An 18,592-nucleotide genomic window follows, 5' to 3' on the forward strand; every position below is an offset into this window, starting at 1 on the left:
GAATGCAGTCTCTCGTATAGACTTCCAGCATTCCCCGTCACGCGACCCTGGAGTGCCGCCATGGCCACCGACCTCGTCGGCCGCAGTTTCCTCAAGGAGCTCGACTTCACCGCCGCCGAGTTCCGCGGCCTGGTCGACCTGGCCGCCGAACTGAAGGCGGCCAAGAAGGCGGGGGCCGAGCAGCGGCGCCTCACGGGCCGCAACATCGCGCTCATCTTCGAGAAGACCTCGACGCGCACCCGCTGCGCGTTCGAGGTCGCCGCCGCCGACCAGGGCGCCCACACCACCTACCTCGACCCCGCGGGCTCCCAGATAGGCCACAAGGAGTCGGTCGAGGACACCGCCCGCGTGCTGGGCCGCATGTTCGACGCGATCCAGTACCGCGGCGACAGCCAGGAAGCCGTCGAGGCGCTCGCCGGGTACTCCGGCGTGCCCGTCTACAACGGCCTCACCGACGACTGGCACCCCACCCAGATGCTGGCCGACGTCCTCACCATGACCGAGCACTGCGCCAAGCCGCTGGACCGCATCGCCTTCGCCTACCTCGGCGACGCCCGCTTCAACATGGGCAACTCCTACCTCGTCACCGGCGCCCTGCTCGGCATGGACGTCCGCATCGTCGCCCCGAAGGCCTACTGGCCGGCCGAGGACGTCGTCGCCCGCGCCCGCGAGCTCGCCGCCGGCAGCGGGGCCCGGATCACCCTGACCGAGGACGTGGCCGAGGGCGTCGACCGGGCCGACTTCGTCGCCACCGACGTCTGGGTCTCCATGGGCGAGCCCAAGGACGTCTGGGACGAGCGCATCACCGCCCTGGCCCCGTACGCCGTCACGATGGACGTGCTGCGCGCCACCGGCAACCCGGACGTGAAGTTCCTGCACTGCCTGCCCGCCTTCCACGACCTGGGCACCGCGGTCGGCCGCGAGATCCACGCGCGGCACGGGCTGGACTCGCTGGAGGTCACGGACGAGGTGTTCGAGTCCGCGCACTCCGTCGTGTTCGACGAGGCCGAGAACCGGCTGCACACCATCAAGGCGATCCTCGTCGCGACCCTTGCCCGCCCGGGAGCCTGACCGGCCGCCCGGGCGCCGCCCGGGCGGCACCCGCACGCCACCACGCCGTCACCCGGATATCGCGCTTCTGTGACGGAAGTCAGGATGCGGTGATACCGTCGTTCCCGTGAGCCCCTTCATCGGTTCCGCCCCGGCAACCCAGCGGTGGCGCCATCTGCGGGTGACCCGGCAGGACGGCGTGGCCACCGTCACCCTCGACCGCCCCGAGAAGCTCAACGCCCTCACCTTCGGCTCCTACGCCGACCTCCGCGACCTCCTCGCCGAACTCTCCCGGGAGCGCTCCGTACGCGCCCTCGTCCTCGGCGGCGAGGGCCGCGGCTTCTGCTCCGGCGGGGACGTCGACGAGATCATCGGCGCCACCCTCGCCATGGACACCGCCCAGCTCCTCGACTTCAACCGGATGACCGGCCAGGTCGTGCGCGCCGTCCGGGAATGCCCGTTCCCGGTGATCGCCGCCGTCCACGGGGTCGCCGCCGGCGCCGGCGCGGTCCTCGCCCTCGCCGCCGACTTCCGCATCGCCGACCCCACCGCCCGCTTCGCGTTCCTCTTCACCCGCGTCGGCCTCTCCGGCGGCGACATGGGCGCCGCCTACCTGCTGCCCCGCGTCGTCGGCCTCGGCCACGCCACCCGGCTCCTCATGCTCGGCGAGCCCGTCCACGCCGCCGAGGCCGAACGCATCGGCCTGCTCAGCGAGCTCACCGAGGAGGGCAAGGCCGACGCGCGGGCCGCCGAACTCGCCGCCCGCCTCGCCGCCGGGCCCGCCCTCGCCTACGCCCAGACCAAGGCCCTGCTCACCGCCGAGCTCGACATGCCGCTGGCCGCCGCGGTCGAACTCGACGCCAACACCCAGGCCCTGCTGATGAACGGGCAGGACTACGCCGAGTTCCACGCCGCCTTCACCCAGAAGCGGCCCCCGGAGTGGAAGGGCAGGTAGCGCCATGCCCCTCGCCCAGCGCGGTACGGGCGGCCCGCTCCGGGTCGCGGTGGTCGGCGGGGGACCGGGCGGACTGTACGCCGCCGCGCTGCTGGCCCGGCAGGGCCACGGGGTGGAGGTGTGGGAGCGCAGCGCCCCCGACAAGACCTTCGGCTTCGGCGTCGTGCTGTCCGACGAAACCCTCGGCGGCATCGAACGGGCCGACGCCGTCGTCCACACCGCCCTCAGCGCCGAGTTCGTCCGCTGGGACGACATCGACATCGTCCACCGCGGCCGGATGCTGACCTCCGGCGGCCACGGCTTCGCCGCCCTCGGCCGGCGCCGGCTCCTGCAGATCCTGCACGAGCGCTGCACCGCCCTCGGCGTCACCCTCCGCTTCCGCACCCCGGCACCGCCCGCCGAGACGCTGGCCGCCTCCTACGACCTGGTCGTCGCCGCCGACGGGGTGCACAGCCCCACCCGGCAGAGCGGGGCCGCGCACTTCCGGCCGACCCTGACGAGCGGGCGCTGCCGGTACATCTGGCTGGCCGCCGACTTCGCCTTCGACGCGTTCCGCTTCGAGATCGCCCAGACCGAGCACGGCATCATGCAGCTGCACGCCTACCCGTTCTCGGCGGACGCCTCCACGGTGATCGTCGAGATGCGGGAGGAGGTCTGGCGGGCCGCCGCCTTCGACCTCTGCGACGAGGCCGAATCCGCGGCCCGCTGCGCCAAGCTCTTCGGAGAGGCCCTGCGCGGCCGCCCCCTGCACGGCAACCGCTCCGCCTGGACCGCGTTCCGCACGGTCGTCAACGCACGCTGGTCCCACGGCAACGTGGTGCTGCTCGGCGACGCCGCGCACACCGCGCACTTCTCCATCGGCTCCGGCACCAAACTCGCCGTCGAGGACGCCCTCGCCCTCGCCGAGGCCGTGGCCGCCGAGGACGACGTCCCCGCCGCCCTGGCCGCGTACGAGGCCGAGCGGCGGCCCGCGGTCGCCTCCACCCAGCGGGCGGCCGCCGCCAGCATGCGCTGGTTCGAGGAACTCGCCGGCCACGTCGACCAGCCCGACCGGCAGTTCGCGTTCAACCTGCTCACCCGCAGCCGCCGGGTGACCCACGGCAACCTGCGGCTGCGCGACGAGCGGTTCACCCGCGCCGTCGAACGCGAATTCGGCTGCCCCGACGACGCGACCCCGCCCATGTTCACCCCGCTGAGGCTGCGCGGCCTGACCCTGCGCAACCGGGTCGTGGTCTCCCCGATGGACATGTACTCGGCCCCCGACGGGGACGGCACCCCCGGGGACTTCCACCTCGTCCACCTGGGCGCCCGGGCCCTCGGCGGGGCGGGCCTGGTGATGACCGAGATGGTCTGCACGTCCCCCGAGGGCCGGATCACCCCCGGCTGCACCGGCCTGTACACCGCCGGGCAGGCCGCCGCCTGGAAGCGGATCGTCGACTTCGTGCACGGTTCGGCACCCGGCACGGCCTTCGGGGTCCAGCTCGGCCACTCGGGCCGCAAGGGCTCCACCCGGCTCATGTGGGAGGGCATGGACGACCCCCTCCCGGAAGGCAACTGGCCGGTGGTGGCCGCCTCCCCGCTGCCGTACCGGCCCGGGGTCTCGCCCGTACCGCGCGCGCTGACCCGCGGCGACCTCACCGCGATCCGCGGCGAGTTCACCGCGGCCGCCGCCCGGGCCGCCGACTGCGGCTTCGACCTCCTCGAACTGCACTGCGCGCACGGCTACCTGCTGTCCGGGTTCCTGTCCCCGCTGACCAACCACCGCGACGACGCCTACGGCGGCCCGCTGCAGAACCGGCTGCGGTTCCCGCTGGAGGTGTTCGACGCCGTCCGCGAGGCCTGGCCCGAGGACCGGCCCATGACGGTCCGCTTCTCCGCCGCCGACTGGGCGCCGGGCGGCACCACGCCCGAGGAGGCCGTGGACATCGCCGCCGCCTTCGCCGCGCACGGCGCCGACGCCATCGACGTGTCCACCGGCCAGGTCGTCGCCGACGAGGCCCCCGAGTTCGGGCGCTCGTACCAGACCCCGTACGCCGACCGGATCCGCAACGCGCTCGGCGTCCCCGTGATCGCCGTCGGCGCGATCTCCTCCTGGGACGACGTCAACTCCCTGCTGCTGGCCGGCCGCGCCGACCTCTGCGCGATCGGCCGCCCCCACCTGTACGACCCGCACTGGACCCTGCACGCGGCCGCCGACCAGGACTACCGCGGCCCGGCCGCCCCCTGGCCCGCCCCCTACCGGGCCGGCAGCCGCAAACCCCCGACGGGCAAGGGCTGACCCGCCCCCGCCCCCCGCTGCCCGCGGCCGCCGCGGTCGCCCGCCGCCCGGCGGCCGCAGGGAGGTGTGCGGTGCGACGCTCAGCCCGGCGTCACCACGGCCCGGTCCTCCACCGGGCGGAAGCCGAGCCTCAGGTACACGCCCGTGCTCGTCGGGTTCGCCGTGTCCGCGAAGAGCAGCACCTCCGCCGCCCCGGCCGCGCGGGCCGCCCCGACCGCGGCGTGCGTCACCCCGGCCGCGTAGCCCCGGCGCCGCTCCTGCGGCGGCGTGTACACCGGGCCGATGCGGGAGGCCCCGCCCTCCGCCGGGCTGAACGCGGCCAGTGCCACCGGCCGGCCCGTACCGTCCTCCCACAGCAGGACGCCGTCCCCGGCGACCCGGTCCCGTACGGCGCCGTCCGCGGGAACCGGATCGCCGACCTCGTGCGCGAAGGCCGTGAACCACTCCCGCACCAGCGGGAGGTCCGCCCCGCCGGCCGGCCTGGCCCGCCCGGCGGGCGCGGGGTCCGGGTCCGCCAGGTCCCCGAGCCGGTACAGCCGCATCACCTCCGGCTCGCCGACCGGCCGCCCCCAGGCCGCCGCCAGCCGCTCCCCGTCGGCGAGCCGCGCGTTGAACCCGCCGATGCCGCTCAGCAGCGGCTCCCGGTGCAGCGCCTCGCCGAGGGCCGCCACCGCCTCGTCCGGTACGGTGCCCAGCACCAGCGGGTACGGCGGTGTGCACAGCAGTCCGCCGGCCACGGCGCCGTCCGCGCCGGTCCACCAGCCGAACACCGGGGTGTCGTCGGAGTAGGCGTGTGGTCCCCGGCGGTGCAGCCCGCCGGCCACCGTCAGCAGCAGGGTGTTGGACACGGGGTCGGCGGCCACGGCCGGGCCCGCCGCGGCCTGCCAGGCCGCCAGGTCTTGGGTGAAAGTCCATGTCATGCCCCGCATGATGCAGCCCGGCCGGGCACCCCCGCATCCGGGTTGGCAGCAGTTGATTCGGCTGTAGGTCACGGTGGGTCATACAGTCCCCCACATGAGTGACGAGGCTGAGGACTGGATCTCTGCGGGCAAGGCGGCGAAGCGGCTGGGGGTGTCTACTCGGACGCTGCGCCGCTACACCCTGGAAGGGGTGTTGGAGGACCGGCGTTCCCCGGGTGGCCGGCGGGTGTTCCGTGTGGCGGATCTGGACGCGGTCGCGCGTCGGCGGGGGAACCTGGCTGTGTCTGCGGCGGGTTCAGTGGTGTTGTACGGGCGGGTGTCCTCGCACCGGCAGCGCGCCGAGGGTGACCTGGAGCGGCAGATGGAGCGGCTGCGGATGGCGGCCGGGGACCGCGCCGTGGCCGGGGAGTTCACCGATGTCGCCTCGGGGCTGTCGGACAAGCGCAAGGGCCTGCGGCGGGCGCTGCGGGCCTGCCAGGCGGAGGCGGTGACGGTGCTTCTGGTGACGCAGGAGGAGCGGCTGGCCCGGTTCAGTACCGGTCTGCTGGCGGAGGTGGTGCTGCCGTCGTGGGGGTGCCGGCTGGAGGTCGTGGGCGGGGACGAGGAGCTCGACGGGAGCGAGGAGGGGGAGCTGGTCCGGGACATGATCGCGGTCGTCACCTCCTTCTCGGGCCGCCTGTACGGGGCTCGTTCCGCGAAGGCCCGCGCGCTCACGTCCGTGGTCAAGTCCACCGTCGGAGAAGCTGATTTGTAGGCCACAGCTGGACATGCATAGGATTTCTTCGCGAGTTGAGAACATCGAACGGGAAGGGGGTCGTGGTCGTGGCGAGGAAGCGCAGCAGCAAGAAGCGCGAACTGCGGACGATCGCGGCCCCCTTCACCGTTTCCGCTCCGACCGGCGCCCGCATCCGTGCCCGTGCCCGTGTCAGTGCCCGGGACGCGGAGGTGCTGCTCCTGGTCGGCGAGCACCTCGGCCACCATCAGCGGGCCGACCTCGCCGAGCGTGTACGTATCGGCAAGGTGCCGGTGAAGGACAATCAGCGGGCCCGGCGGAAGAAGTCCCTCACCGCCCTCTCGTCCTCCCGCTGGGCCGGGGCCATGACCCGCGCCTCGGAGGACCAGTACCAGCTGTCGCTGCGGGCCCTGTTCGACGAGCGCGCCTGCCTGCGCCGCGCTGTCCGCACCATCGCCAAGCGTCTGGCCGCGCCGTGCGGGCAGCGCTCGAAGGGCGGTGTCCGCGGCTACCCGACCCAGGCCGAACGTTTCGAGAAGCAGCGCCGCCTGGCGGTACTCACGGCCCGTCTCGCGGGCGTCGAGGAGCGCATCGAAGCCGGACGCCCCTCGATCACGGTCGGGGGCGGGCGCCTGGTGAAGGCGCGCCACAACCTGGATGCCGCGCAGCTGACAGAGCGGGAATGGCGGCAGCAGTGGGAAGCCGGCAGATTGTTCCTCACCGCGGACGGCGAGTCCGGCGCCCCGCACGGCAACTACACCATCACCGTCGACCCCGGCACGGGGGCCGTGTCGATGGTGCTGCCCGAACCGCTGCGGCATCTGGCGAACGCGCCCCGCGTCCGCTACCTGTTCTCCTTCACCATCGCCTTCCACCACCGCCGCGAAGAGTGGCTGGACCGGGCGACCGCGAACCGGGCCGTGCGCTACGACTTCACCCACGACCCGGGCCGTGACCGCTGGTACCTGGACGCCTCCTGGGCCGCCGAGGCGGTCGCACTGCCTGCGCCGGAAGAGATCCGCCAGCTCGGGGAGAAGCTCCTCGGGGTCGACCTGAACGCCGACCACCTCGCCGCGTACGTCCTCGACGTCCACGGCAACCCCGTCGGCCGGCCCATCACCGTACCGATCGACCTGACCGGGCCCACGTCTCAGCGGGACGGCCGGCTGCGGGCCGCGATCTCCGAACTGATCCGCATCGCCCGCGCCCACCGGTGCGTGGGCATCGCGATCGAGAACCTGGGCTTCGGCGATGCCCGCGCCACCGGCCGCGAGACCATGGGCCGCGGGAAGCGGGGGAAGACATTCCGCCGCACCGTCGCCGGCATCCCCACGGCCAAGTTCCGTGAGCGTCTGCGCTCGATGGCCTTCCATGCGGGCCTGGTCGTCATCGCCGTCGACCCCGCCTACACCAGCGTCTGGGGCGAGCGGTACTGGAAGACCCCGCTCCAGCACAACAACCAGCAGACCACCGTCACCCGCCACCACGGCGCCTCGGTGGCCATTGGACGACGCGCCCTCGGGCACCGAGCACGGCGTCGGCCAGGTGTGACCGCACACGACCAGCGGATCGTGGCGCGGAGAGCTACCGGCCAGACCGCACTCATCCCGAGGGCACGTGGGACCGCGAACCCACCCAGGACAGCGAGCACGCCCAACGCGGGCGGCAAGACTCGACCGGGCCAAGGTGACCAACTCGCGCTGTTCCCCGACCCCGAACACCATTCGCGGGGTCACCGGACCACCAGTCCGGTTTCATGCGATGTGGCCAACAGCGGCCAACATCGCTAAGAACGGTTTCAGGACGGCAGCCCGGGCGGCCACCACGGGGGCACGTTGTCCGGCCCGCACAGCCCCGACTCCCCGCGGACCCCGACCGGGGTCCCGTTCGCGGCGAAGTACCAGAGAACCACCACCACCAGTACCAGCAGCACGGCCGCCACACCCGCCGTCGGATGGGCCCGCCGGAGGGGCAGCCAGACCAGCACCGCGAGCAGCGCACAGCCCGGGACCAGCAGGAGCATGTTCAAGAACAGTTCGAACTTGCCGCCCGCCTCCCAGCCCGCGTCGCAGTAGGCCCTGGCGTTCGCCGCCAGCAGGTGGGCGAGGTAGCCGGAGAAGGCGCCGCACAGCGCCAGGGCGACCGCGGTCCAGATGCGTATCCGCTTCTCGGCCCGTGCCGTCGCGGCGGGCGGATGGCCGGGCGGCGGGACGGGCAGCCCGAATCCGGGTGGCGGGACCGGCGGCCCGAATCCGGGCGGTGCCTGCGGCGGGCGGCCCGGCGGCGCAGGGGCCGGCGGCGGGGCAACCTGCGGCGGGCGGGCCTGCTGCGCGGCGTGCGGCGGCGGCCCGGGCGGCGGAGCGCCCTGCGGAAGATCGTTTCCTGTCACGTCCCGTCGTGACGCGCACGCCGTCCGCTACGGTTCCGTGAACCTGGCCCCCGCGTCCCGCAGCCGCGAGTGCAGCTCGGCGAAGACCGCCGCGGCCCGGTCGCCCGGCCAGTCCGACGGCAGCAGGTCGTGCGGCAGCCCGGGGTCCGCGTACGGGAGCCGCCGCCAGCTGTCCAGGGCGAGCAGGTAGTCCCGGTAGGCCTCCTCCGGGGTGGGGGAGCCGCCCTGCTGGAGGGCCCGCAGCACCGGCTCGTGCCGGTCGAGGAACGCCTCGTGCTCCTTGGCCAGGGCCGTCAGGTCCCACCAGCGGGCAACCGCCTCGGCGGTCGCGGCGAAGCCGAGGTGCTCGCCGCGGAACAGCTCCACGTAGCCCGTCAGGTGCAGCCGGTTCAGGGTGTGCCCGGTCTCCTCGTACAGGTGGGCCGGGGCGATCCACACGCCGGGCGCGACCGAGCCGAAGCCGAGCCGGGCCAGCCGGGAGCGGAGCAGGTGCCGCTTGGCCCGCTCCTGCTCGGGCACGGAGAACACCGCGACCAGCCATTCGCCCGTGCCGCGGGCGACGCGGTCGCCGTAGATCCGCCGGTCGCCGTCGTCCAGCAGCTGCCGGGCCTCCTCGGAGAGCTCGTACCCGGCGGAGCCGTCCGCGGCCCGCGCGGGCAGCAGGAAGCCGCGCCGCTTGAGCCGGGACACCGACGAACGCACCGACGGGGCGTCCACGCCGGCCGCGCCCAGCAGGCGGACCAGCGCGGACACCGGCACCGGGCCCTCGAAGGACCGCCCGTAGGCGCCGTAGAAGGTGACGATCAGGGATCGCGGAGTGTGCTGCTCGGCCACGAGTTCACTGTAGATCGCGCAGCCGGAACCGCTGCAGTTTCCCCGTCGCCGTCCGCGGCAGCGAGGACAGGAAAACGAACGACCGCGGGCATTTGTGGGGGGCCAGCTCCGCCCGCATGAAGGCCCGCAGGGCCTCCTCCGTCAGAGTGGCGCCCTGGCGGGGCACCGTGTACGCGACCACGATCTGCCCGCGTCGCTCGTCCGGGCGGCCCACGACCGCGGCCTCCGCCACGTCCGGGTGGCGCATCAGCGCTTCCTCCACCTCCGGGCCCGCGATGTTGTAACCCGCCGAGATGATCATGTCGTCGGCGCGGGAGACGTACCGGAAGTAGCCCTCCGCATCGCGTACGTAGGTGTCGCCGGTCAGGTTCCAGCCGTCCCGTACGTACTCCTCCTGGCGCGGATCGGCCAGGTACCGGCAGCCCACGGGGCCGCGCACGGCGAGCAGCCCCGGCTCGTCGTCCGCGACGGGCCGCCCGGAGCCGTCCACGATCCGGGCCTGCCAGCCGGGCACCACCCGGCCCGTGGTGCCCGGGCGGATGTCGTCGTCGGCGGCGGAGATGAAGATGTGCAGCAGTTCGGTGGCGCCGATCCCGTTGATGATCCGCAGCCCGGTGCGCTCGTACCAGGCGTGCCAGGTCGCCGCGGGCAGGTTCTCGCCCGCCGAGACGCAGCGGCGCAGCGCCGACAGGTCGTAGGCGCCGGCGTCGTACGGGCCCAGGGTGTCGAGCATCGCCCGGTAGGCGGTGGGGGCGGTGAACAGGACCGTCACCCGGTGCTGGGCCAGCGCGGGCAGCAGGGTGCGCGGGCCGGCCTGCTCCAGCAGCAGCGCGGAGGCCCCGGCGCGCAGCGGGAAGACGACGAGCCCGCCGAGGCCGAAGGTGAAGCCGAGCGGCGGGCTGCCCGCGAACACGTCGTCGGGGCGGGGGCGCAGCACGGTGCGGGAGAAGGTGTCGGCGACGGCGAGCAGGTCGCGGTGGAAGTGCATGCAGCCCTTGGGGCGGCCGGTGGTGCCGGAGGTGAAGGCGATCAGGGCGACATCGTCGGCGGAGGTCGGCACGGCGGGGAACGGCGCCCCGTGCCGCTCCGCGAGACGCAGCAGGTCCCCGGGGTCCTTGCCGCCGTACGGGGTGATCCGCAGGTCCGGCACCCCGGCCCGGGCCAGGTCGTCCAGCAGGTCCGCGTGGCACAGCGCGTGCCGTACCCGGGCCATCGCGCAGACCGTCGCCAGCTCGTGCGCCCGCTGCTGCGCCAGGACGGTGACGGCGACCGCGCCCGCCTTCAGCACGGCGAGCCAACAGGCGGCGAGCCAGGGTCCGGTGGGCCCGCGCAGCAGCACCCGGTTGCCGGGGACGACGCCCAGGTCGGCGGTGAGCACGTGGGCGATGCGGTCGACCCGGTCGCGCAGCTCCCCGTACGACCAGACCTCGCCGGTGCCGGTGCGGAAGGCCGGACGGTCCGGCCCGAAGCGGTCGATGGTGGCGTCGAGGAGCTCGGTTCCGCAGTTGAGCCGGTCCGGATAGGCCAGCTCGGGCAACTCGAAGAGGAGCCGCGGCCAGGCGTGGGGCGGCGGCAGGTGGTCACGCGCGAAGGTGTCGGCGTGGGCGGAAGGCTTGAGCTCCAAGGCGGGTTCGCCCCCTTGCGACGGCAGCGGCCCCCGGCGGGGGACCGAAGTGGGTGGAGCCGGCCGTGCGGACTCTCCCGGCCGCGGCCGGAAGACACTGCCAGGAGCGTATCGTGATGGTGACGGCAGTCAACAGGACGCGATAGAACCGGGGATGTCCGCATGAACGGATTCGCGCTCGGAGCAGAACAAGAGGAGTGGTGCGGGCGGTTGCGCGCGCTGTCGGCCGCCCGGCTGCGGCCGCTCGCCGACAAGGGGGAGCCGGGGAGGGTCAACCGGCCCCTGCTCGCGGAGCTGGGGGAGCTCGGCCTGCTGGAGCGGGTCTTCGACGCGGGGGCCCTGGAGCTGTGCCTGCTGCGCGAGTCGCTCGCGTACGGCTGCACCGAGGCGGAGACGGCCCTCGCCCTCCAGGGGCTCGGCGCGCACCCCGTGCTCGCGGCGGGCACCGCGGCGCAGCGGGAGCGCTGGCTGCCGCAGGTGCGGGCCGGGCGGGCGGTGGCGGCCTTCGCGCTGAGCGAGCCGGGCGCCGGCTCGGACGCGGCGGCCCTGGCCCTGACAGCCGAGGCCGACGGGCCGCGGGCGGCCCGGTCCGCCGCCGGACCGGGCAGCGGGTCCGGGTCGGAGGCCGGATCGGGGCGCGGCGCCGGGTCCGGGCCGGGTGCCGGACCGGGTCCGGGCGCCGGGTCCGGGCGCCGGGCCGGGTCCGGGCGGGGCTGGCGGCTCAGTGGGGAGAAATGCTGGATCTCCAACGCCCCCGAGGCGGACTTCTACACCGTGTTCGCCCGAACGGGTGAGGCGCCCGGCGCCCGGGGGGTCACCGCCTTCCTCGTCCCCGCCGACCGGCCCGGCCTGACCGGCGAACCCCTGGACATGCTCTCCCCGCACCCCATCGGCAAGCTCGTCTTCGACGGGGTCCCCGTCGGCCCCGAGGACCTGCTGGGCGAGCCCGGCCGCGGCTTCGCCGTGGCGATGGCCACCCTGAACCTGTTCCGGCCCAGTGTGGGGGCCTTCGCGGTCGGCATGGCGCGGGCCGCGCTCGACGCGACCCTCGCGTACACGGCCCGGCGGCCCGCCTTCGGCGGTGTGCTGGGCGACCTTCAGGCGGTGGGGCACCGGGTGGCGGAGATGGCCACCCGGACCGAGGCCGCCCGGCTGCTGGTCTACGCGGCGGCGGGCGCGTACGACGCCGGCGCGCCGGACGTGCCGCGCCGCTCGGCGATGGCGAAGCTGCTGGCGACGGAGACCGCCCAGTACGTGGTCGACCACGCGGTCCAGCTGCACGGGGCGGTCGCCCTGCAGCGCGGCCACCTGCTGGAACACCTCTACCGGGAGGTCCGGGCGCCCCGCATCTACGAGGGCGCGAGCGAGGTCCAGCGCACGATCATCGCGCGGGAGCTGTACCGGTGAGCGTCGAGCGCATCAACCCGGCGGAGCTCTCCCCGCCGGCGGGCTTCTCCCACGCGGTGGCCGCGACCGGATCCCGGCTGGTCTTCCTGGCCGGGCAGACCGCACTGGACACCGCGGGCAAGGTGGTCGGGGCGACCCTGCCCGAGCAGTTCGAGCGCGCCCTGGCCGGTCTGCTGGCGGCCCTTGCCGCGGCCGGCGGCGCCCCCGCGGACCTGGTGCGGGTCACGGTCTACGCCGTCGACGTGGCCGCGTACCGTGCCCACGCCCCCGAACTCGGGCGGATCTGGCGCCGGTTGGCGGGCCGTGACTATCCGGCGATGGCGGTGGTCGGCATCGTCCGCCTCTGGGACGAGGACGCGATGGTCGAGCTGGACGGTATCGCCGTCCTCGATGCATAGCCGAACCGCCGGGAACCCCGGAAGCCCTTTCCGTATGGCGAGAAGGACCAGTTCAAGCCGGTGGTCTCGACCTTCCCTTTGACACGGAAGGGGGTACGAGGGAGGGTGGAAATGCCCTTTCTGTAGGCATTCGTCAACAATGCTCGGAGGTGCATGATCATGCGCCGTGGGATCATTGCGGCGGTTGTTGCAGGTGCCGCCGGAGTCACGCTCGGCCTGACACCCGTGAGCGGTGCGTTCGCCGCAGCGCTTCCCGAGACCCAACCGACCACGCAGACCGGCGACTGGTGCGACTGGCGCAGCAACTGGCGCGGCGACTGGCGCGACTGGCGCGACTGCTGCGACCGCTGGAGCCGACACGACCGTGACTGGTGCTGGGACAACTGGCGGGACCACGGAAACTGGCGGGACCACGGAAACTGGCGCGGCGGTGACGGCCGGTTCGACGACCACCGGCACGACCACAGGGACTTCTGGAACGACCGCGGCGGACGCGGTGACTGGGTCTGGTGGTGGTGACGGTCGCGCGCACGTGACCACGGCGGAAACGGGCGAGAGACCTGGCTGAACGAACGAGAAGCATGCGGGCGGCCGCCCACGCGGCCGCCCGCACTGCTGCCCGCACCGCCACGGAAGACCGTCGGCCGGACGGTGCGCTGCCGGACACCCACCCGGACACCCTCCCGAACGGCCCCCAGCGTTTGCCGCGGGCCGCACCCCCGCCGAACCTGGCAAGTACTGCCGGACCGGAGGGACGGGTACCGATGGCGGACGTACCGATGTCGGACGTGCGAGCCCAGCGCATCGCGCGGTTCATCGAACCGCTGCGGGTCCAACCCGGGTCCACCGTGGACCTCGCCGAGGACTTCGACCCCCGCTACAAGGCGGACCTGACCAAGGAGGAGGGCATCGCCCTGCTGGCCGAGGGCGTCGAGGTGCTCGCCGAGTTCCAGGCGCGGCTGGCCGCCCAGGACTCCCGCGGCGTGCTGCTCTGCCTCCAGGCCATGGACGCCGCGGGCAAGGACGGCACGATCCGGCACGTGATGAGCGGGGTCAACCCGCAGGGCGTGCGCGTGAGCAGCTTCAAGGTGCCGTCCGATGAGGAGATCGACCACGACTACCTGTGGCGCTACCAGTGCAGGCTGCCCCGGCGCGGCGAGATCGGGATCTTCAACCGCTCGCACTACGAGGAGGTCCTCGTGGTCCGCGTGCACCCCGAGTACCTCCGGCGCCAGCGGCTGCCGGAGGAGAGGCACGACCCGGGCGTCTGGGAGCGCCGCTACCGGGAGATCAACGACTGGGAGCGGCACCTCGTCGACAACGGCTTCAGCGTGGTGAAGGTCTTCCTCAACCTCTCCAAGGAGGAGCAGCGCGAGCGGTTCCTCAGCCGGATCGACCTGCCCGAGAAGAACTGGAAGTTCTCCACCGCCGACGTCCGCGAACGCCGCCACTGGGACGCGTACCAGCGGGCGTTCTCCGAGATGCTGTCCGCCACCAGCACCGAGTGGGCGCCCTGGTACGTCGTCCCCGCAGACCGCAAGTGGTTCGCCCGCATCTGCGCGGCGGCCGTGCTCGGCCACGCCCTGATGGAGATCGACCCGCAGTACCCGACGGTCGGCGAGGAGGCCCGCAAGGACCTGAAGACCGCCAGGAGGGAACTGGAAGCGGAAGCCCCCGGCGCCCGGCACCGGGCCCCCGCCGAGGACAGCCGCAGCAAGCGCCGCAAGTAGCCCGGTTCCGGATCGGAGGTAAGAGGATGACGGCCCAGCCGGAACCGGCAGGCGAGGAGGGCGCCCCCGGCGCCTGGTACGCGCAGTCCCCGCAGGACGTCGCAGCCCGCTGCGGGGTGGATCCCGCGGTCGGCCTGCCGGCGGCCCGGGCGGCCGAGCGGCTCGCGGCCGACGGCCCGAACGCCCTGCCCGAGGAGAAGCCGAAGCCGGGCTGGCTGCGCTTCCTCGACCAGTACCGCAGCTACATGCAGATCATCCTGGTGGCCGCGGCGGTGGTGTCCCTGCTGATCCGGGAGTGGAACACCGCCATCCTGCTCGTGCTGCTCACCCTGCTGAACGCGGTCGTCGGCCTGCGCCAGGAGGGCAAGGCCGAGAGCGCCATGAACGCGCTGAAGTCGATGATGAAGGCGACGGCCCGGGTCCGCCGCGACGGCACCGAGTCGGAGATCCCGGCCGAACAGCTGGTGGTCGGGGACACCGTGCTCCTCGCGGCCGGCGACCAGGTCCCGGCGGACGGCCGGATCGTCGAGGCGAGCGCCCTGCAGATCGACGAGTCGGCCCTGACCGGTGAGAGCACCCCCGCGTCCAAGGACACGGCGACCCTCCCCGCCGAACGGCTCGGGCCGGGCGACCAGTCGAACATGGCGTTCATGAACACGCCGGTCACCCACGGCAGCGGCCTCGTCATCGTCACCGGCACGGGCAGCGGCACCGAGCTCGGGAAGATCTCCGGCATGCTCTCGGAGACCAAGCGGGAGCAGTCGCCGCTCACCCGGGAGCTCAACACGCTCACCCTGTGGATCGCCGGGGCCGCCGGCCTCACCATGGTCGTCATGTTCGCCCTCGGCCGCAGCCGCGGCCAGGCCTGGGACCTGCTCTTCGTCAGCGCCGTCTCGCTCGCCATCGCCGCGATCCCCGAGGCCCTGCCCACCGTCAGCCAGGTGATCCTCTCGGTCGGCAGCCTCAACCTGGCCCGGCGCAACGCGATCGTCAAGGAGCTGGCGTCCGTCGAGACCCTCGGCTTCACCTCGGCCATCAACTCCGACAAGACCGGCACCCTGACGATGAACCAGGTGACCGTCGTCGAGGTGATCAGCCCCACCGACCGGTACACCGTGTCCGGCACCGGCTACCGCCTCGACGGCAAGGTCCACCACGCCGCCGGGACCTCCGCCGGCATCGAGGACGCCGTCCTGCCCTACCTGGTCGCGAGCGACGCCAAGCTGGTGGACGGCCAGGTCGTCGGCGACCCCACCGAGGGCGCCCTCCTCGTCCTCGGCCACAAGGCCGGACTGGACATCGAGGAGACCCGGGACCGCCTGCCCCGCCTCGCCACCCTCCCCTTCGACCCCACCTACAAGCTGATGGCCACCTTCAACGCGGCCAAGGACGCCTCGGGCCGCAAGGTGGTCCGCTGCTTCGTCAAGGGCGCCGCACCCGCGGTCATGGGACGCGCCACCACCGCGCTCGCCGCGGGCACCCCCATCCCCTGGGACGAGGACCTGGACCGCCGCGCCCAGGAGCAGATCAACCGGATGGCCGCCGACGGGCGCCGGGTGATGGCCGCCGCCGTCCGCGACCTCGACCCGGCGGACTTCGACCCGGACGGCGACCTGCTCGCCCTCGTCACCGGCCTGCACATGGTCAGCCTCGTCGGCATGGTCGACCCGCCGCGCGAGGAGTCCAAGGCGGCCGTCGCCGACGCCCAGGCCGCCCACATCCGGGTCCGCATGGTGACCGGCGACGACGTCACCACCGGCGCCGCCATCGCCCGGCAGCTCGGCATCCCCGGCGAGGCCGTCCTCGGGGCCGACTTCGCCGCCCTCCCCGAGCAGGAGCAGCTGGACCGGATCGACGGGATCGGCGTCCTCGGCCGTGTCGCCCCCGAGCACAAGGTGCTCCTCGCGGACATCCTCAAGAAGAAGGGCGACGTCGTCGCCATGACCGGCGACGGCGTCAACGACGCGCCGGCCATCAAGGCCGCCGACATGGGCATCGCCATGGGCAGCGGCACCAGCGTCGCCAAGAACGCCAGCCGCATGATCCTCTCCGACGACAACTTCGCCACGATCATCCACGCCGTGGCGGAGGGCCGGAAGCTCTACGACAACCTCACCAAGTACATCCGGTTCGTCCTGGTCCTGCTGGTCACCTTCGTCCTGACCTTCCTCGGCGCCGCCCTGTTCAACATCGCCGCCGGCGAACCGTTCACGCCCCCGCAGGTCCTGTGGATCCACTTCGTCGTCAACGCGCCCTTCGGCTTCGCCCTCGGCTTCGACCGCGAGACCCCGGGCCTGATGCAGCGGATCCCCCGCCCCCGCGGGGAGACGGTGCTGACCGGCCGGCTGATGGTCACCGTCGGCCTCGCCGGGCTGGCCCTCACCGTCGCCCTGCTCGGGCTGATCCGGCTGGGGCAGGAGCGCTACGGCAGCGCCGAGGCCGGCAACTCCATCGCGTTCACGGCGTTCGCGCTCTGCCTGATCGTGGCCGCCTTCGAATGCCGCAGCGAGACGGCCTCCGTGCTGAGCCCGAGCACCTTCGACAGCAAGCAGATGAACTGGGCGGCCCTCGCGGAGCTGGCCCTCGCGGTCATGTCCACCCAGATGGACGGCTTCCGGCGGATGCTCGACACCACCGAGCTCACCCTCCGGCAGTTCGGTTGGGCCGTGCTGGCCGCCCTCGCCCTGCTGGTCCTGTGGGAGCTCGGCAAACTGGTCCGCCGCGCCCGCCGCGCCCGCGGAGCCCACGGGGTGCCGGCCGCGGGGTGAGGGGGCGGCGAGCCGGGCCGGTACCCCCGCGCCAGCCCCCGCCCCCGTACCCGTGCGCGTACCCGCTGCGGGGTCAGCCCTCCAGCAGCGTCCCCATCCACTCCTCGATGCCGGCCACCGTGCGGGGCAGGGCGCCCGACATCAGCCGGGCGCCCGTCGCCGTGACGACCAGGTCGTCCTCGATGCGCACGCCGATGCCGCGCAGCTCCGGCGGCAGGGTCTCGTCGTCGGGCTGCAGGTACAGGCCCGGCTCGACGGTGAGCACCTGCCCCTCCTCCAGGACCCCGTCCAGGTATGTCCCGGCCCGCGCCTTCGCGCAGTCGTGGACGTCCAGTCCCAGCATGTGGCCGCTGCTGCACAGGGTGTACCGCCGGTGCAGGTCGCCCGCCGCGTTCTTGAGCACGCCCCACTCGGCGAGCCCCTCCGCGATCACCCGCATGCCGGCCCGGTGGAAGTCCCGGAAGCTGGCGCCCGGGCGGAGCGCGGCGATGCCGGCCTCCTGGGCGGCGAGGACGAGCTCGTACACCTGCCGCTGGACGGGGGAGAAGCGCCCCGACAGCGGGAGGGTGCGGGTGATGTCGGCCGTGTAGAGGGTGTCGGTCTCCACGCCCGCGTCCAGCAGCAGCAGGTCGTCGCGGTTCAGCCGCCCGTCGTTGCGGATCCAGTGCAGGACGCACGCGTGGGCGCCGGACGCGGCGATGGTGTCGTAGCCGGTGCCGTTGCCCTCGGTTCGGGCGCGCAGGCCGAAGACCCCCTCGATCCACCGCTCGCCGCGCGGGTGCGCGAGGGCGCGCGGCAGTGCCCGTACGACGTCCTCGAAGCCGGCGGCGGTGTGGTCGACGGCGAGCTGGAGCTGTCCGACCTCCCAGGCGTCCTTCACCAGGCGCAGTTCGGAGAGCGCGGCGGCGAGTTCGGCGTCGGTGGCGGGGTTGCGGCCCTCCGGGGTGCCGAGGGTGTCCAGGCGGTCGCAGCGCAGGCCGGTCAGGCGCTCGGCCTCCGCGAGGTCGGGGCGGCGGCCGACCCAGAACTCTCCGTAGCGGCGGTCCCGGTAGAACTCCTCGCTGCCGCCGGTGCGGGGGGAGCGGGGGCGCAGGTACAGCACGGCCTCGTGGCCGTGCGGGCCCGAGGGCTCCAGGACGAGGACGTGGCCCACCTGGTCCTCGCCGGTGAGGCCGGTGAGCCAGGCGTACGCGCTGTGGGGGCGGAAGCGGTGGTCGCAGTCGTTGGAGCGGACCTTGAGCTCGCCGGCCGGGATGATCAGCCGTTCGCCCGGGAAGCGTGCCGAGAGCCGGGCGCGGCGGGCGGGGGTGGCGTCGTACGCGGGGACGCGGACCGAGTCGGGCAGGGGTGAAGCGGCCCAGTCCCCGGCCATGAATCGGGACAACTCGGGGGATACCGGCAGGTCGTGACTGCCGATGTTGAGGCGGGGGGATGCGTCGGACACGTCGGGCTCCCTCGGGAAGACGCGAACTGGTGGGCGCACAGGTCTTGTCAGTGCAATTTCAC

The 18,592-nt window shown here is 73.6% G+C and carries 15 protein-coding genes; 10 read left to right on the forward strand and 5 right to left on the reverse strand.

The window, feature by feature from the left end; genetic code table 11:
* Positions 1-60 precede the first annotated feature (60 nt).
* From argF to ACIQUT_RS00120, 3 genes are all read left to right on the forward strand, one after another.
* Positions 61-1,071, forward strand: coding sequence for an ornithine carbamoyltransferase (gene argF, locus ACIQUT_RS00110; protein ID WP_403557596.1), 1,011 nt, complete (start codon positions 61-63; stop codon positions 1,069-1,071).
* A 106-nt stretch (positions 1,072-1,177) separates the two neighbouring features.
* Positions 1,178-2,005 (forward strand): enoyl-CoA hydratase family protein, encoded by an 828-nt coding sequence (locus tag ACIQUT_RS00115; protein ID WP_403557597.1) that lies wholly within the window; start codon positions 1,178-1,180, stop codon positions 2,003-2,005.
* 4 nt (positions 2,006-2,009) lie between these two features.
* Positions 2,010-4,283, forward strand: coding sequence for a bifunctional salicylyl-CoA 5-hydroxylase/oxidoreductase (locus tag ACIQUT_RS00120; protein WP_403557599.1), 2,274 nt, complete (start codon positions 2,010-2,012; stop codon positions 4,281-4,283).
* Positions 4,284-4,363: 80 nt separating this feature from the next.
* Here the strand turns inward: ACIQUT_RS00120 and ACIQUT_RS00125 are convergent, their stop codons facing one another.
* On the reverse strand, positions 4,364-5,203 hold the full coding sequence (locus tag ACIQUT_RS00125) for a GNAT family N-acetyltransferase (protein ID WP_403557601.1): 840 nt from the start codon (positions 5,201-5,203) through the stop codon (positions 4,364-4,366).
* A 94-nt stretch (positions 5,204-5,297) separates the two neighbouring features.
* Between ACIQUT_RS00125 and ACIQUT_RS00130 the strand changes: the two genes are divergently transcribed.
* Positions 5,298-5,957, forward strand: coding sequence for an IS607 family transposase (locus ACIQUT_RS00130; protein ID WP_403557603.1), 660 nt, complete (start codon positions 5,298-5,300; stop codon positions 5,955-5,957).
* Between the two features lie 68 nt (positions 5,958-6,025).
* On the forward strand, positions 6,026-7,726 hold the full coding sequence (locus tag ACIQUT_RS00135) for a hypothetical protein (protein WP_403557605.1): 1,701 nt from the start codon (positions 6,026-6,028) through the stop codon (positions 7,724-7,726).
* 8 nt (positions 7,727-7,734) lie between these two features.
* Here the strand turns inward: ACIQUT_RS00135 and ACIQUT_RS00140 are convergent, their stop codons facing one another.
* The 3 genes from ACIQUT_RS00140 to ACIQUT_RS00150 are packed head-to-tail and all read right to left on the reverse strand — an operon-like array spanning position 7,735 to position 10,783.
* Positions 7,735-8,325 carry a hypothetical protein gene (locus ACIQUT_RS00140; protein ID WP_403557607.1) on the reverse strand — a complete coding sequence of 197 codons (591 nt, stop codon included), beginning with the start codon at positions 8,323-8,325 and terminating at the stop codon, positions 7,735-7,737.
* 27 nt (positions 8,326-8,352) lie between these two features.
* On the reverse strand, positions 8,353-9,159 hold the full coding sequence (locus tag ACIQUT_RS00145; protein WP_403557609.1) for a PaaX family transcriptional regulator C-terminal domain-containing protein: 807 nt from the start codon (positions 9,157-9,159) through the stop codon (positions 8,353-8,355).
* Between the two features lie 4 nt (positions 9,160-9,163).
* Complete coding sequence (locus ACIQUT_RS00150) at positions 9,164-10,783, reverse strand: AMP-binding protein (protein ID WP_403557611.1); 1,620 nt, start codon at positions 10,781-10,783, stop codon at positions 9,164-9,166.
* Positions 10,784-10,945: 162 nt separating this feature from the next.
* On the opposite strand from ACIQUT_RS00150, the gene ACIQUT_RS00155 reads away from it, so the two are divergent.
* From ACIQUT_RS00155 to ACIQUT_RS00175, 5 genes are all read left to right on the forward strand, one after another.
* Positions 10,946-12,190, forward strand: a complete 1,245-nt coding sequence (locus tag ACIQUT_RS00155; protein WP_403557613.1) for an acyl-CoA dehydrogenase family protein — start codon at positions 10,946-10,948, stop codon at positions 12,188-12,190.
* Positions 12,187-12,588 (forward strand): RidA family protein, encoded by a 402-nt coding sequence (locus ACIQUT_RS00160; protein ID WP_403557615.1) that lies wholly within the window; start codon positions 12,187-12,189, stop codon positions 12,586-12,588. Before ACIQUT_RS00155 ends, ACIQUT_RS00160 begins: the two co-directional genes overlap by 4 nt.
* A 225-nt stretch (positions 12,589-12,813) precedes the next feature.
* Positions 12,814-13,107, forward strand: a complete 294-nt coding sequence (locus tag ACIQUT_RS00165) for a hypothetical protein (protein WP_403557617.1) — start codon at positions 12,814-12,816, stop codon at positions 13,105-13,107.
* 260 nt (positions 13,108-13,367) lie between these two features.
* Positions 13,368-14,318: a polyphosphate kinase 2 family protein gene (locus ACIQUT_RS00170; RefSeq protein ID WP_403559220.1), complete on the forward strand. Its 951-nt coding sequence runs from the start codon at positions 13,368-13,370 to the stop codon at positions 14,316-14,318.
* Between the two features lie 26 nt (positions 14,319-14,344).
* Positions 14,345-17,086: a cation-translocating P-type ATPase gene (locus tag ACIQUT_RS00175; protein ID WP_403557619.1), complete on the forward strand. Its 2,742-nt coding sequence runs from the start codon at positions 14,345-14,347 to the stop codon at positions 17,084-17,086.
* A gap of 73 nt (positions 17,087-17,159) precedes the next feature.
* On the opposite strand, the gene ACIQUT_RS00180 is transcribed toward ACIQUT_RS00175, so the two are convergent.
* Entirely contained in the window at positions 17,160-18,530 is a 1,371-nt protein-coding gene (locus tag ACIQUT_RS00180) for an aminopeptidase P family protein (protein ID WP_403557621.1), read from the reverse strand.
* Positions 18,531-18,592 lie beyond the last annotated feature (62 nt).

The organism is Streptomyces sp. NPDC090445, assembly GCF_044769385.1.
Taxonomy (GTDB): Bacteria; Actinomycetota; Actinomycetes; order Streptomycetales; family Streptomycetaceae; genus Streptomyces.